12 protein-coding genes and 1 pseudogene are annotated in these 15,273 nt (G+C 73.8%); 8 read left to right on the forward strand and 5 right to left on the reverse strand.

The window, feature by feature from the left end; genetic code table 11:
• The first annotated feature begins 61 nt into the window (after positions 1-61).
• From FKD65_RS31455 to FKD65_RS31470, 4 genes are all read left to right on the forward strand, one after another.
• Positions 62-1,033, forward strand: coding sequence for a GlxA family transcriptional regulator (locus FKD65_RS31455; RefSeq protein ID WP_141581642.1), 972 nt, complete (start codon positions 62-64; stop codon positions 1,031-1,033).
• A gap of 58 nt (positions 1,034-1,091) precedes the next feature.
• Positions 1,092-1,550, forward strand: a complete 459-nt coding sequence (locus tag FKD65_RS31460) for an SRPBCC family protein (protein WP_141581645.1) — start codon at positions 1,092-1,094, stop codon at positions 1,548-1,550.
• Between the two features lie 522 nt (positions 1,551-2,072).
• Entirely contained in the window at positions 2,073-2,876 is an 804-nt protein-coding gene (locus tag FKD65_RS31465) for an SRPBCC family protein (protein WP_141581647.1), read from the forward strand.
• Between the two features lie 11 nt (positions 2,877-2,887).
• Positions 2,888-4,069, forward strand: coding sequence for an SRPBCC family protein (locus FKD65_RS31470; protein WP_141581649.1), 1,182 nt, complete (start codon positions 2,888-2,890; stop codon positions 4,067-4,069).
• 49 nt (positions 4,070-4,118) lie between these two features.
• On the opposite strand, the gene FKD65_RS31475 is transcribed toward FKD65_RS31470, so the two are convergent.
• Positions 4,119-6,869: an AAA family ATPase gene (locus tag FKD65_RS31475; RefSeq protein ID WP_141581651.1), complete on the reverse strand. Its 2,751-nt coding sequence runs from the start codon at positions 6,867-6,869 to the stop codon at positions 4,119-4,121.
• Between the two features lie 274 nt (positions 6,870-7,143).
• Here FKD65_RS31475 and FKD65_RS31480 point away from each other — a divergent pair, with 274 nt between their 5' ends.
• A complete protein-coding gene (locus FKD65_RS31480; protein WP_141581654.1) occupies positions 7,144-8,403 on the forward strand; it encodes a CdaR family transcriptional regulator in 1,260 nt (419 codons plus the stop codon).
• 47 nt (positions 8,404-8,450) lie between these two features.
• Here FKD65_RS31480 and FKD65_RS31485 read toward each other — a convergent pair whose 3' ends face one another.
• From FKD65_RS31485 to FKD65_RS31500, 4 genes and pseudogenes are all read right to left on the reverse strand, one after another.
• On the reverse strand, positions 8,451-9,278 hold the full coding sequence (locus tag FKD65_RS31485; protein ID WP_240810381.1) for a dienelactone hydrolase family protein: 828 nt from the start codon (positions 9,276-9,278) through the stop codon (positions 8,451-8,453).
• Positions 9,279-9,607: 329 nt separating this feature from the next.
• Positions 9,608-10,024 (reverse strand): annotated as a pseudogene (locus tag FKD65_RS31490) (class I SAM-dependent methyltransferase); the annotation flags it as partial.
• A 69-nt stretch (positions 10,025-10,093) separates the two neighbouring features.
• A complete protein-coding gene (locus FKD65_RS31495) occupies positions 10,094-10,843 on the reverse strand; it encodes an SDR family NAD(P)-dependent oxidoreductase (RefSeq protein WP_141581656.1) in 750 nt (249 codons plus the stop codon).
• Entirely contained in the window at positions 10,843-11,538 is a 696-nt protein-coding gene (locus tag FKD65_RS31500; protein WP_141581658.1) for an SDR family NAD(P)-dependent oxidoreductase, read from the reverse strand. Before FKD65_RS31500 ends, FKD65_RS31495 begins: the two co-directional genes overlap by 1 nt.
• Positions 11,539-11,764: 226 nt before the next feature.
• On the opposite strand from FKD65_RS31500, the gene FKD65_RS31505 reads away from it, so the two are divergent.
• The 3 genes from FKD65_RS31505 (at position 11,765) to FKD65_RS31515 (ending at position 15,183) form a co-directional block, all read left to right on the forward strand.
• A complete protein-coding gene (locus FKD65_RS31505; protein WP_141581660.1) occupies positions 11,765-12,808 on the forward strand; it encodes a PucR family transcriptional regulator in 1,044 nt (347 codons plus the stop codon).
• Between the two features lie 501 nt (positions 12,809-13,309).
• Positions 13,310-14,113 carry an SAM-dependent methyltransferase gene (locus tag FKD65_RS31510; protein ID WP_141581662.1) on the forward strand — a complete coding sequence of 268 codons (804 nt, stop codon included), beginning with the start codon at positions 13,310-13,312 and terminating at the stop codon, positions 14,111-14,113.
• A 137-nt stretch (positions 14,114-14,250) separates the two neighbouring features.
• Positions 14,251-15,183, forward strand: a complete 933-nt coding sequence (locus FKD65_RS31515; protein WP_240809687.1) for a helix-turn-helix transcriptional regulator — start codon at positions 14,251-14,253, stop codon at positions 15,181-15,183.
• The last annotated feature ends 90 nt before the right edge of the window (positions 15,184-15,273 follow it).

Consider the following 15,273-nt stretch of genomic DNA (forward strand, 5'->3'; position numbering starts at 1 on the left):
GGTACCCACGAGTGGCAAATCCGCCTATATTCGCACGCATTTCGCCATAGGTTGGACGGTCATGACGCACGCCTCCGTCGCCCTCGTCCTGCTCGACGAGATGCCGTTCTTCGAGGTCGGGATCGCCTGCCAGGTCTTCCGCTCGGTGTGGGCCGACTCCGCCGTCCCGTGGTACGGGCTGCGGCTGTGCTCGACCGTGCCCGGAGACGTGCGCCTGGAGTTCGGGTTCACCCTCAACGCCGGGCACGGGTTCGACGCCCTGGCCGGCGCCGACACGGTGGTCGTCCCCGCGCTGCCGTACGCCCACGTGGAGTCCGACCGCCCGGTGCCGTCGGGGCTGACCGACGCGCTCGCGGCGGCGCACCGCGCGGGCGCGCGGATCGTCTCGCTGTGCACCGGCGCGTTCGCCCTCGCCGCCGCCGGGATCCTGGACGGACGGTCCGCCGCCACCCACTGGATGTTCGCCGACACCCTCCAGCGCCGGTACCCGGAGGTCCGGGTGGACGCCTCGGTGCTCTACGTCGACGACGGGAACGTTCTGAGCAGCGCCGGACGCACCGCCGGGCTCGACCTGTGCCTGCACATCGTCCGCCGCGACCTCGGCGCGGACGTCGCCAACCGGGTGGCCCGGACCATGGTGGTGCCCGCGCACCGTCCCGGCGGCCAGGCCCAGTACGTCGAACTCGCCGTGCCCCGCACCGACGGGGACGGTCTGGGGCAGGTCCTCCAGTGGGCCGCCGCGCGCCTCGACGAGCCGCTGACCGTCACCGACCTCACCCGGCGGGCGCGGATGAGCCCCCGGACGTTCGCCCGCCGCTTCACCGCCCACACCGGGACCACGCCGTCCCGATGGCTCCTCGACCAGCGCCTCGGCCGCGCCCGCGTGCTCCTCGAGACCACCGACCTTCCCGTCGACCAGGTGAGCCGCCGCAGCGGCCTGGGCTCGGCCGCGAACCTGCGGCGCCATTTCACCCGGCACGTCGGCGTCCCGCCGACCGACTACCGGCGCGCCTTCCGCTCTCGCCGCCCCTGAACCGGCCGGGCTCCGGCGCGGCGGGGGCGTGTCGGGGGGGGCGCCGTAGGGTGGCCGCATGTACTCGACGCGGGTGTCGCGGCACGTGAAGGCCCGTCCTTCGACCGTCTACCGGGCGCTCCTCGACGCCGACGCCATCACGCTGTGGCGAGTACCGGACGGGATGACCAGCACGGTGCACGAGTTCGACGGCCGCGAGGGCGGCGCGTTCCGGATCTCGCTCACCTACGACGTGCCGACCGGCACGGGGAAGACGTCGGCGCACACCGACACCTACCACGGGCGTTTCGTGGAGCTCGTGCCGGACGAGCGCGTGGTCGAGGTCTTCGAGTTCGAGGCCGACGACCCCGCCCTCCGGGGCGAGATGAGGATGACCACGACGCTCACCGAGGTCGACGGCGGCACCGAGGTCCTCATCGTCCACGAGGGGCTGCCCGATACCATCCCCGCCGCCGACAACGAGACCGGCACGCGCATGGCCCTGGACAACCTGGCCAGGCTCGTCGAAGCCGACTAGGACCAGCGGGCGCGGGCTGCACTTGACCGGCGGTGACCGGGACCGCGCCGACGGCGGTGTCCGCGACGAGTGCGAAGGACAGCCCCGACCACCGGCTCGAGATCTACACCCCGCACGACGGTCGCCTGGTCGTCCAGGCGGTCGAGGGGCCTCCGACCGGACCCGTCCCGCCTTCTGGGCATCGCGATCAGCGAGGTGGCGAAGAGTTACTGCCTGAGCACTGACGCGCGCGGTGGGGTTGAAGATAAACAGCGGTCTCTACCGGTCCAAGAGGCTCGTGTTTCGCCGAATCCCAACCGTTTTATGGCGTTTCGGGGACCCGTCTGGTCCGGTGTCCACGCTGGGCTGGTCTGGTCGTCCGGCTGCGATGATCCCTCGCGTGCACTTGGAGTGAACGTCCGGACACATTTCTGTCACCATCGGTCGGAAGCGAAGTCCAATTCCTTCCTGCGTCCTGTTTTGCCCTTGCTTGACCGGGTAACCCGGCGCAGTACCCGAGTTGGACGATGAGGTGGACAGGACATGAAACTCCGGACGGGCCCGATCGTGGGCGCGGCCGCCGGCGCCGGCGGGGCGCTGGCCGCGCTCTCGGCCCCGCGCCTGGCACGCCGTGCCGTGAGCGGGCTCGTCACCCGGCTCGAACGCCGGCTCGACCGAGCGGTCCGGAACCTCACCGCGAAGGCCGAGCAGGCGGGCCCGCTCGCCAAGGCCGCTCTGGCCGGGGTCAAGGCGCTGCAGGAGGGCAAGTCCCCCTTTCGCGCGCTGCTGAGCTTCGGTTGGACGGCCCTGAAGGAGACCCTCGCCGGCATCTTCGGAAGGGGACGAAAGGGGAAGCTGACCAACATCGTCGAGCAGATCGACGTGGGTGCGCCGCGCCGCCTGGTCTACGACCAGTGGACGCGTTTCCAGGACTATCCGACCTTCATGAAGAAGGTCGTCAGCGTCGACCAGGCCGACGACACCAAGCTGAACTGGAAGGCCAAGATCTTCTGGTCGGCGCGGACGTGGGAGTCGACGATCAAGAGGCAGGTCCCCGACGAGCACATCGTGTGGCGCTCGAAGGGGCCCAAGGGCTACGCCCACGGGACGGTCAGCTTCCACGAGCTGGCACCGGACCTGACCCGGATCCTGCTGGTCCTGGAGTACCACCCGGTCGGTCTCTTCGAGCGGACGGGCAACCTCTGGCGCGCCCAGGGCCGCCGTGCACGACTCGAGTTGAAGCATTTCCGCCGCCACGTGATGACGCAGGCGCTCCTCCGCCCGGACGAGGTGGAGGGCTGGCGCGGCGAGATCCGCGACGGCGAGACCGTCACCAACCCCAAGTGAGGAAGCGGAACATGGCACGCGCAAACCCGGTGGGCAAGCTGCCCGTCGGACAGATCGCCAAGAGGCTGCCGATCGGCGGGCGCAAGCGCTCGTCCGGTCTCGGCGCCATCACCAAGGCCCTCCCGGGCGGCCGGGCCGTCGGCACCGCCGGCGGCGTCCTGCTCGGCGCGGGCGCGGCCGTCGCGGCGAGCCGGGCCCTCGCCGGCAACCGCGCCGGGCGCGACCAGGACCAGGGCGAGCAGGAGCAGTCCAAGGCCTCCGGCACCGGGAACGGCGCGAAGGACGAGGCCAAGGACGAGGCCAAGGACGAGGCCAAGGACGGCGCCAAGGACGGCGCCAAGGACGAGGCCAAGGACGCCGACGAGTCCGGCAAGGACGAGCAGTCCGACGACGGCAAGGGCAAGGGCATCTTCGGCAAGCTCAAGAACATCCTTCCCTTCGGCAACAAGGACGGGAAGGGCGGCAAGGGCGGCAAGGGCGGCGGGAAGAAGGTGAAGGTCACCAACATCGTCGAGCACCTCGACATCGGTGCGCCGCGCCGCCTCGTCTACGACCAGTGGACGCAGTTCCAGGAGTACCCGTCCTTCATGAAGAAGGTCGTCAGCGTCGACCAGGCCGACGACACCAAGCTGAACTGGAAGGCCAAGATCTTCTGGTCGGCGCGGTCCTGGGAGTCGACGATCGTCGAGCAGGTGCCCGACGAGCACATCGTGTGGCGCTCCAAGGGCGCGAAGGGCCACGTGGACGGCACCGTGAGCTTCCACGAGCTTTCGGACAACATGACCCGCGTCCTGGTCGTCCTGGAGTACCACCCGCAGGGCCTCTTCGAGCGGACCGGGAACATCTGGCGCGCCCAGGGCCGCCGCGCCCGGCTGGAGCTGAAGCACTTCCGCCGGTACGTGATGACGAACTCCCTCACCCGCGCCGACGAGATCGAGGGCTGGCGCGGCGAGATCCGCGACAGCGAGGTCGTCAAGACGCACGAGGACGCCCTGGAGGAAGAGGAGAAGTCTGGCAAGGACGGCTCCGACGGCGCCAAGGCCGAGGCCAAGGACGACGCCAAGGACGAGGCGAAGGACTCCAAGGAGACCGAGTCCTCCTCGAGGGGCTCCCGCAACGGCCGGAGCACCCGGACCTCCTCCAGCAGCAGCAAGACCGAGGAGCGCGAGGAGGAGCCGCAGCAGGCCCGGTGACCCGGCGGCAGGCCGGATCGGCGAGCGGCGGATGACCGGCGGCTGATCCTCAGCGGATCAGCCGGGCCAGCTCGACGCGCGAACGGATCCCGAGCCGGGTGAAGACGTTGCGGAGATGGTGGTCGATCGTCCGCGGGCTGAGCAGCAGGCGCGCAGCGATCTCCCGGTTGGTCGCCCCCTCGGCGGCCATCCGGGCGATGTGCGCCTGCTGCGCGGTGAGCTTGCCGAAACCGCTCGCCGCCCGCGGCGCGGTCTCCCCGGCGGCGCGCAGCTCCGCGCGGGCCTGCGCGGTCCACGGGGCGGCGCCGTAGCGTTCGAAGATCCGCAGCGCGGCGCGCAGGTGCTCGCGGGCGGCGCGTGGGCGCCGCCCGCGCCGCAGCCGGTGCCCGAACAGCAGCTCCGTGCGGGCGAGTTCGAACACGGCGCCGGCGGCCTCGTGCAGGCGCAGGGCCTCGTCGAAGTGCTCCTCGGCCTCGTCGTCGCATCCGGCGAGCAGGGCCCGGCAGCGGCGGCCGAGCGCCTCCGGGCCGGGGGGCGAGCCGATCCCGTCCACCCAGCGGCGGAAGTGCTCGTAGGCCCGCGCGGCCGGGTCGTGCTCGCCGGTGCGGACCAGGGCCTCGACCAGGTGCGGGACGGCGAGGAGCCGCGCGGGCGGGTGCGCGAGCCCCGCCGCGCCCGGCAGCCGCAGGCGCGCCGCCGCGTCGGCGGGCCGGTCCGCGGCGAGGTCCAGGCACGCGGGCGCCCATGACCCGAGCGCGGCCGCGCGGGCGAGGCCGCGCTCGTCGGCGGTCCCGGTGAGCCGCTCCAGCAGCTCGCGCGCCCCGGCCTCGTCGCCGTTGAACGAGGCGGCGAGCGCGAGCGTCGCGAGCTGCTCGGTCGCGTGCCCGTGCAGCCGGGTGGCCCGCGCGAGGCGCAGGCCGTCGTGGCACGCGGCGATCGGCGCGGGCGGATGCCCGAGCAGCGCCTCGCACCGTCCGGCGATCATCAGCGCGAACGACTCGGCGGGCGCGTCGCCCGTCCGCCTGGCCGAGGCGACGGCCTCGCCCGCGAGCGCGCGGGCGCGGGGGCCGTCCCCGAGCGTGAGGGCCGAGAGGGCCGCCCACACCTGCGCGGCCGGGTCGGCCACGTCCGCGCCTAGGCGCACGGCGTGCCCCAGCCGTTCCCTCGCCTCCGGGTACCGGCCGCGCATCGTGGCCGCGAACCCGCCGAGGCGGGCGAGCAGCAGCTCGGCGCGCGGGCCGGGGGCGGGGAGGTCCAGTGCCGCGGCGCGGCCCGCGACCTCCAGGCAGGCGTGGTGGTCGCCCGAGGCGTCGGCGGCGTCGGCCGCCCACATCAGCGCGTCCAGAGCCGCCTCGGGGTCGGTTCCGGCGAGCCGCTCGGCCGCGTCGCGCAGCACGGGGACCGCCGCCGCGGGGGAGCCCGCCGCCGCCTCGATCTCGCCGCGCAGCGCGGCGGCGCGGGCGGTGCGGACGCCGTCGCAGCCGCGCGGGCGGACCTGCCGGAGCATGGCGCGGGCCCGCCGCGACCGCCCGCTCGCCCAGGCGTCCGCGGCGGCCGCCAGGTACCGGTCCGTCCGCGCGCCGTGCTCGACCGTCAGTGTCGCGGCGCGCTGCCACATCCGCCAGGAGTCGGCGTACCGGCCCGCGCGCCCGGCCGCGGCCGCCGCCTCCGCGAGCTCGCTGGCGAGCCGGTCGTCGGGCTCGCCCGCCACGGCCGCGCGGTGCCAGAGCCGCCGCGGCCGCTGCCATTCCCGGACGAGGACGCCGGCGAGCAGCGTGTGCGCGTCCTGCCGCTCCTCGCGCGAGGCGTCCGCCCACAGCGAGGACCGGACGAGCCGGTTGCGGACCGCCACCCCGTCGCCCTCGAACCGCAGCAGCCCCGACTCGCGGGCGGCGTCGAGGTCGGCGCCGCCGATGCCGTCCGCCCGGACGGCCCGCGCCATCGTCGCGGTGCCGAGCCACTCCTCCGCCACGGTCATCAGGACCAGCCGCCGCGCCCCGGAGGGCAGCGCGAGGTAGCGGCGCCGGTGCAGCGCGCGGAGCGAACTGGACGGGGGAAGCGCCCGCGGCGGCGGCGCGGCCCCGGACAGCTGCCCGGACGTCAGCGCCGCGGCCAGCTCGCGGATCGCCAGGGGCCGCCCGCAGGCCAGGTCGACGATCTCCTCGGTCAGGTCGCCGCCCGCCGAGCCGTCCAGGGCGCTGCCGAGCGCGTCGCGCAGCACGCGGCGGCTCGCGTCCTCGGCCAGCGGCGCGAGCCGCAGCCGCCGGATGCCGCCGAGCGCGCCCGCCTCCGGCTCCCCGTCGCGGGCGGCGAACAGCACCGCGACCCGCTCGTCCTCGACGCGCCGGGCCGCGAACGCCAGCACCTCCAGCGAGCCGCGGTCCAGCCACTGGACGTCGTCGGCCCAGCACAGCACGGGCCCGTTCCGGGCGGCCCGCCCCAGCAGCTCGCACACCGCCGTGAACAGCACGAACGGCTCGGCGCGCGGCGCGCCGGACAGGATCGCCGCGAGGGCGTCGCGGTGCCCCGCCGGCAGCCGCGCGACCTGGTCGGACAGCGGGCGCAGCAGCCGGTGCAGCCCCGCGAACGGGACGCCGGTCTCGGCGGGGACGCCGGTCGTGCCGAGCGCGCGGAAGCCCGCTCCCGCGCCGCGCACGGCGGCCTCCAGGAGGGCCGTCCGGCCGACCCCGGCGTCCCCGGCGACGACCAGGGCGCCGCCGTGCCCGTCCCGGGCGCGGTCGAGCATCGCCTCGACCGCCTGGAGGTCGCGCTCGCGTCCGTGCAGCCGTTCGTGTGTCATGCCGGTCCCTCCTCGGCGGGAACCACCCCCGCCCGGGACCGCGGGACGGCCCTATTGGACGGGGACTCAAAAGGGAAGGGGACCCTAGGTCAACACGCGCACCCGGTACCGGTCCAGAGCGGCCTCCGGTTTCGGGGACGCGGCGCAATCGCGACCGGCGCCGATTGTGAGCGGGCACAGTGTCGCCGTCCCCCGATGGCCCGTGCGCCCCCGTGGTGGCACGATGAGGCCCCCGCGTTGTGCGGGAGCGCGCCGGTGCTGGAGGTGGCCCCCGATGAACGTCGGCCAGGTCGACGCCGATCGCACGATCATGCGCAAGGCGGTGCTGCGGCTCGCGGACCGCCTGCCCGACCTCGCCGACCGGCTCGCGGCCGAGATCCTCTCCGGCGACCGAGGCGGGAGCGACGACGCGTTCCGCCACGACGTGTGGGAGATGTGCCACACCGGGCTCGGGCACGGCTTCAAGACGATCCTGGAACCCGGCCGCGGCCGCGCCGACCTGGAGTGGGCGCGGCGGCTCGGGCAGCGTCGCGCCCACCAGGGGCAGCCGCTCGACCAGCTGCTGCGCTCCTACCGGCTCGCGGGGCGGGTGTTCTGGGAGGCCGTCGTCGAGGTCGTCGGCCGCCACGACCCGGAGAACGTCTCGGCGCTGATCCGGCAGGCGACCCGCACCTGGGACACGATCGACCAGCAGTCCGGCGCGGCGGCCGCCGCCTACCACCGCACCGAGCTGGACCTCGCGCGGCGCAGCGAGGAGCGCGTCCAGGCGATCGTGGACGCGCTCCTGGACGGCCAGGGCGCCGACGGCGGGCTGCTCGCGACCGCGACGTCCGTCCTCGGGCTGCCCGCCACCGGCCGCTACGCCGTCGTGATGCTCGGCGCCGAGGGCGGGTTCGGGGACGGTGTGAACCGGCGCCCCGGCGACAGCGGCGGGATGCGCTTCATCTGGCGGCTGCGCACCGACGCCCAGGTGGCGCTGGTCGCGCTCGGCACCGCCGAGCTGGACGACCTCGTCGACGCGGTCCGCCCCTACGCGCGCTCGCACGCCGGCGTGAGCCCCGTGGTCGGCTCCCTCGCCGAGCTGGGCGGCGCCCGCTGGTTCGCCGAGCTGGCGCTGCGGACCTGCCGCGGCCCCGGCAACCAGATCGCCCGCCTGGACCGCCGGCTCCCCGACGCCCTCGTCCTGTCACAGCCCCGCCTCGCCGGACGGCTCGGAGACGTCGCGCTCGGCGGGCTCGGGGACGTCGACCCCGGGTTCCGCGACGCCCTGCTGACGACGCTGGAGACCTGGCTGGAGTGCGACGGCTCCGCGGCCCGCGCGGCCGACCGGCTGTTCTGCCACCGCAACACCGTGCTCAACCGGCTCCGCCGGATCGAGCAGCTCACCGGGCGTACCCTCGCCCGGCCCGGCGACCTCGTGGAACTCGTCCTCGCACTGAGCGCGCTGCGGCTGCACGGCCCCGGGGACGGCTCGCCCGGCCCGCACGCCGAGGGGCCGCCCGCGCGGGGAGGCGGCGGGCGGCCCGGTCGGTGAGGGGGCTCGGTCGGTGAGGGGGCCCGGTCGTCGGGCCCGGTGGACCCCTAGGAGTTCGGGCAGGTGTCCCGGTACTCGGAGATGGTCAGGCCGCGGGCGGGCGCGGGGCACAGGAACTGGTCGTAGCGGGTGTCGTTGTCGATGTACCGCTTGAGCCAGGAGATGCTGTACTTCGCGATCGTCGTGTTCGAGGTGTTGGGCGCGAAGTGGCTGGCGCCCGCCAGCTCCAGGTACGCCTTCTCCGACGCCGCCGGGATGCTCTCGTAGAACGGCTGGGAGTGCGTGGCGACCGGCGCGATCGTGTCCGCCTGCGCACCGATGATCATGGTGGGGACGCGGACGTCCGAGAAGTTCTTCTGCAGGTCCCACGGCGTCAGCGGGATCGCCGCCTGGAGCTGCGGGCGGTCCTCCGCGGCCTCCAGCGTCCCGCCGCCGCCCATCGAGTGGCCCATCACGCCGAGCCGGGTCGTGTCGATCCGGCTCCGGACGCTGCTGCGCTGCGTGAGGTAGTCGAGCGCGGCCTCCAGCTGCCGGGCGCGGCTGTCGGGCTGGTCGAGGCGGGTGAGGGTGTCGATCGTGAAGATGACGAAGCCCTGCGAGGCGAGGCGCGGGCCGAGCCAGGCCATGCTGCTCTGGTCGGCGGTGTAGCCGGGCGCCACCGCGACGGCGCCGAAGGTGCCCTCGGCGGTGCTGGTCGGGTAGTAGATCGTCCCGCCGCCGAACCCGGTGACGCTCAGCGAGGAGACGCTCGTCTGGGACGTGGCGAACGGGCCGCGCAGGGCCTCGATGCTCTGCTGCGTCGGGGCGGGACCGCGCTCGTAGGGGTTGGCGGCGGCCTGCGCGGCCTGGGGGAAGGCGAGGGCGGCGGCGGTCAGCGCCGCGGCGAGCGCCGTCTTCGCCGTGCGTGCGGTGAGGGAGGGCACGGGGTTCGCTCCTGTTCGGGGTGGCGGAGCCGTCCATCGGCTCCGGAGACGGAGCCCGGAGCCGGCGGGCCGGCTCCGGGACGCGCACATTCTCCGCACGCGCCGCGCCCCCGGGCATCGGCGAAATCGCCGGTCACCCCGTGACGGTCGCCCTGACCAGCCGGAAGAAGTCGAACGGCCGCAGGGCGTCGTCCCGCCGCCACAGGTGCGCCGGGACGGCGTCCCGCACGCTCACGTTCTCCTCGACCGCGAACCCGCCGGCCGCCAGCAGCCCCTCGATCTCATCGGGCGAGGTGGTAACCGACGCCGAGCCGGCCGGCGAGAGCGGACCGGCCGAGGTCGAATCCGCCGGCGGCCAGCCGTTCCACCGGGTCGTCGGTCTCGAAGTCGACGGGCACGAGGACGACGTTCTCCGGAACCGGGATTCCGGCCGCCGCCAGCAGTCCCCTTTTCCATTCCTGCGTCGCCGGGTGGTCGATCTCGAAGACGCGGACGCCGGGGTCCGCGCGGTAGCCGTAGGTGTCGAGCCCCGCCCCGAGGACGGCGTACTGGCCGTGCCGGGCGATCCGAGCCTCGGTGTAGCGGCTGCGCACGGTCGTGATCGCCCTGGTGCCCGCCAGGATGATGTGGTCGCCCTGCGCGCGGTGGTAGCCGATCATCTCGGCGGCGAGGCCGCCCACCAGCCGGGGCGCGACCGTGTCCCTGGAACACCTTCGGCGCCCCGTCGGCGACGAGGTGCGCTAAATGCGCCGTCACATTCTCGCGGGTCAGGCGCGGGCACGGGTGGTGCCGCCGTTGACGTGCAGGATCTGGCCGACGAGCGTGGGCAGCCGCTCGTCGACCAGGAACGCGACCGCTGCGGCGATCTCCTCGGGCGAGGCGATCCGGCCGAGCGGCGTCCGCGCGGCGTACCGGGCGCGGATCTCCGCGACCGTCACCCCCGCCGCCGCGGCGTCCACCTCCAGCCGCGGGGTGTCGATCGCGCTCGGCGCGATCGCGTTCACCGCGATGCCGAGCGGGGCCAGCTCGCGGCCGAGCGACTTGGCGAGCGCGATGGTCCCCGCCTTCGACGCCGAGTCGGCGCTCGCGTGCGGCCAGCCGATCACCCCCCACTCGGACGCGACGAAGACCATCCGGCCGCCGCCCCGATCGACCATGCCCGGCATGACGGCCTGCGCGCACGCGAACACCCCACCGAGGTCGACGTCGACCGTCCGCCACCAGTCGCCGAGGTCCTCCTCCGCGGTGAACGGGGCCATCGCCGGCCGGCCGGCGCAGGTGACCAGGAGCGCGATCTGCCCGCCCGTCCGGTGCTCGACCTCCGCCACCATCGCGTTCACCGCCGCCGGGTCGGACACGTCGGCCGGCGCGGCGACGCCGTTCAGCTCCGCGGCGAGCCCGGCCACGTCCCGGTCGGGGAGGTCGTTGAGGGCCACCAGCCGCCCGTCGGCGGCGAGCCGGCGCGCCACGGCCGTGCCCACCCCGCCGGCCGCCCCGGTGATCAGCGCGATCGTCATCACAGCACCGTCCCGGCGTTGGGGGAGAGGATCTCACCGGTGCAGAACGTGGCGTCCTCGACGAGGTAGGCGGTGGCGAGCGCGACCTCCTCCGGGGACGTCAGCCGCCCGGTCGGCAGCCCCTGCAGGTAGGACGGCCTGCGCGAGGGAGAGTCGGGCGGGAGCATCGGCGTGTCGGTCGGGCCGGGCGCCACCGCGTTCACCCGCACCCCGGACGGCGCCAGTTCCGCGGCCAGCGACCGGACGAACCCGATCACCGCGCCGGTGGCGGCCGCGTAGTGCGCCTCGGCGTTCGCGCCGGTGACGGAGAGATGGGAGATGATCGGCACCACGCTGCCCCGGCCGAGCTCGGCCATCTCCGGCGCGACGACGGCGCACACGTTGACCATGCCGCCGAGGTGCACTCGCAGCATCCGACGCCAGTCGGGCCAGGCGATGTCGGACACCGGAACGATCGCGTGGTGCCCGGCCGCGCACACCGCCGCCTCGACCGGGCCGAGCTCCCGCTCGATCCGCCGGATCGCCGCGCGCACCTGCGCGAGCTCCGCCACGTCCACGCCCACCGAGTGGTCGGCGTCGGGGGCCGGGCGCAGGTCCAGCCCCGCCGTCCGCCACCCGCGCCCGGCCATCTCCCGCACCACGGCCGACCCGATCCCCCCGGCCGCCCCGGTGACGAGCACGACCCGCCCCTCCATGAGGTCACCCCCCTCGATGCGACCGGCACCCCGCCCGTTCGAGCGCCTCGTCCGGCATATCGCGGTGGCTTGAAAGGTCCAGGCAAACCCGGCATAAGTGCTGGTGGCAAGCGTCATGGCGATTTCTTGGCCGAAGCCACCATGGCGCGCCCGACCTTTCGTGCACTTGCCCAAAAGACGGTCACGGGCGCGGGACGGCACCTCGGCGGAGTGAGAGGGTGAGGCTGTGACCAGCGATCCCGCGCCGCCGCACGTCACCGTCCGGGACCTCCTCGAGGTGCCGCGCTTCAGGCTGCGCCTGGTCGGCGGGGAGGGCGGGCTCGACCGCCCCGTCCGCTGGGCGCACTCCACCGAGCTGCTCGACCCCGGCCCCTACCTGGACGGGAACGAGATCGTCCTCACGGTCGGCGCGGCGCTGCGGGACGCGGGCGCGTGCGCCGCTTTCGTCGACTCGGCCAAGGCCGGACGTGCGAGCGCGATCGGCTACGGCGTCGGCGACATGACCGACACGGTGCCCGACGAGCTGCGCCTGGCCTGCGACCGCGTCGGCCTCCCGCTGCTGGAGGTGCCGCCGGAGGTCCCGTTCCTCGGGTTCACCGAGTGGTTCGCCGAGCGGCTCGCGTCCGCGGGCGACGAGCGGCACGAGCGGGAGGAGACCGGCCGGCTGCTGCGCATGGTGCGCGACGGCCTCGCGTCCGCCGAGGCGCTGCGCCCCCGGATCGACGACGCCGGGCTCGACTTCGCGGCGCTGCTCGTGGTCGCGATGGACGGCACGGTCGACGAGGACCTGCCCGGCGTCCTCGGCCAGGCCGACAACACGGCCCTGCTCGTCACCAACGACGCCCACGTCTGGACCGAGCCCGCCGGCGTCGGCAGCGCCGGCCCGCTGGAGCACCTGCCCCTCTCGATCGCCGAGAGCCTCACCGCGCTCGACTCCGCGCGCCGCACCGGCGGGGTCGTGTACGCCTCCGACCTCGCCACCTTCCAGGCGCTCCTCGACCGGCTCGACCAGGACCAGCTGGCCCCGTTCCTCGAGCAGATCGCCCGGCCGCTGAGCGACTACGACGCCGCGCACGGAACCCGCCTCACCGAGACGCTGCGCGCCTTCCTGGACATGGGCGGCGCGGTCGGCGCGACGTCGCGCGCCCTGTTCCTGCACCCGAACACCCTCCGCCACCGGCTGTCGCGCATCGAGTCGCTCACCGGCCGCGACCCGATGACCTTCGAGGACCGGGTGGCGCTCGCGATAGCCGTGTGGGCGGGGCGCTGAACGCAGACTCCCGGCTCGTGCGTACCGGTACTGGACGGAAGAATGCCCGAAATGCCGCAATAATGGAGGTGTGGCAGAGCCGGGGACGGTGGGAGTGGGGCGCATCCGGATTCGTGCGGGTAGGTGATCGCGGAAGGCGGCTCGCTCCCGGGTAATGAATTTCGCTTGATCTGGCAAAATGTCAGGAAAGGCCGATGGTCATTGTCCGGCCTCCGGTGTGACCGCCATGGCGTCCCGGACACCGATTCATATCCACTCCGTAAGTGATCATTTCAGTCCGGTGCCCGGCGCGTGGTCGCGAACGGTTTCTGGAATTACAGGCGTCACCCACAGCACACGCGTCCACGCACATTTCGGTACCGCCATCACCCTGCGTATTCATCATGGACCCGAATTGGAGCGTGGACAGGGCCGAATTCCACATTTCCGGCCGTTCCCGTGGCGCGGGGTCTAAGTTTGCCGCGAGAGGTGCCCGTACCTGCTGGAAGGAGCGTCAGACCCATGACGGATGCCACGCCCGGCCCGAGGAAGGGATCGGACGCCAAGATCAACACTGGCGTTCCGCAGTCGGCTCGGATCTGGAACTACTGGCTCGGCGGGACCGACAACTACGAGGTCGACAGGCTCGCCGGCGACCACTACGTGGGGCTGTACCCGGGCATCGTGGAGATCGCCCGCGCGGGCCGCTACTTCATGGACCGGGCGATCCGGTTCCTGGCCCGCGAGCGCGGGATCCGCCAGTTCATGGACTGCGGGACCGGCCTGCCCACCGTCGACAACACCCACGAGATGGCCGGGCGCGCCGCGCCCGACGCCAAGGTCGTCTACGTCGACAACGACCCGCTCGTCCTCGCGCACGCCCGCGCGCTGATGAACGAGGGCCGCACCTCCTACATCGACTGCGACCTGCACGACCCGAAGACGATCATGGACCGGGCCTCGGATCTGCTGGACCTGTCCCGCCCCGTCGGGCTGTTGATCATCGGCGTGCTGGGGCACATCGTCGACCCGGACGAGGCGTACGAGGTCGTCCGCGGGCTGATGGACCCGCTGCCCTCCGGCAGCTACCTCATCCTGCACGACTCCACCGACGAGAACGGGGCGTTCAACGCGGCGCAGCGCGCCTACGACGAGACCGGCGCGATCCCGTTCCGGCTGCGCAGCCCCGAGTTCATCCGCGGCTACTTCGACGGGCTCGAACTGGAGGAGCCGGGCCTGGTGACGAGCGGGGCGTGGCGCCCCGAGGTGGGGCCGATCGGGAGCGAGAACCTGCCGACCAGATGCGGGGTGGCCCGTAAGCCGTGACGTGCCGTGCCGGGAGTCGCCTCCGGGACCGGATCACATGACCGCCACGCTAGGTAACATACGGTCCTGTCTCCGACGCGCAGCGTGAACTATAGTCGGAGCGGTCGTCCACGCCCTCTTCCGATGAGGAGTCCCCCTTGGCCTCCGTCACGATCACCGGCAGCAGGAAGGGGAGGTCGGCGCGCACCCGCACCGCTCCGGTGGGCGCGGCCCCCGTGCTGGGCGACCCGCTCGTCCCGCGCATGCTGCTGGGCAAGCGGCTCCGCGAGCTTCGCGAGGCGGCCCGGCTCTCCCGCCGGAAGGCGGGCCTGGCGATCTACGGCTCCGAGTCGAAGATCACCAGGCTGGAGCTGGGCCGCTCGCGCGCCAGGACCGGCGACGTCGCCCGCCTGCTCGACCGCTACGGCGCCGACCACGGCGAGCGCGCCACGCTGCTCGCCCTCGCCGAGCAGACCGACGCGCCGCCCTGGTGGCACGCCGACGGCGACATCGTGCCGCGCTGGGTCCGCGACTACCTCAGCGCAGAGCAGGCGGCCAAGCTGGTCCGCACGTTCGAGGCCCGGTTCGTCCCCGGCCTGCTCCAGACCGAGGACTACGCCCGCGAACTCTTCCGCCCCCTCCGCCCCGGGCCCGGTGCGGAGGCCGAGATCGAGCGGCGCGTCGAGTTCCGCATGCGGCGCCAGCGCGTCCTGCGCCGCCGGCCGCGGCCGCTCAACCTCTGGGTCGTGCTGGACGAGGGGGCGCTCTGGCGTCCCGCCGGATCGCCGGAGACGATGCGCGCCCAGATCCGGCACATCATCGAGCTGTGCAGGCGGCCGAACGTCACCATCCAGATCGCGCCCCTCGGCATCTCCGGCCAGGTGGCCGGCGACGGATCGCTCACCCTCGTCCGGTTCCCGCAGCAGGGTCTGCAGGACATGGTCTACCTGGAGCGTCCCGACAATGCCGTCTACCCGACGCGGCGCGCCGAGATCGAACACCACTGGCACATGTTCAACACTCTGGTCACGGAGGCCGCGCCGCCCGAGCAGACGCCCCACGTCCTCGCCGGAATACTCGCCACCTACTGAAATCCGCGCCGCCCGTTCCGCCCGGTGCGCGGCCCCCGTTCCGCGGGGGCCGCGGTCATTCACGGGTGAATGCGCGACGACGGGTGGTGA

It is taken from the genome of Actinomadura sp. WMMA1423, from assembly GCF_006547145.1.
Lineage (GTDB): Bacteria > Actinomycetota > Actinomycetes > Streptosporangiales > Streptosporangiaceae > Spirillospora.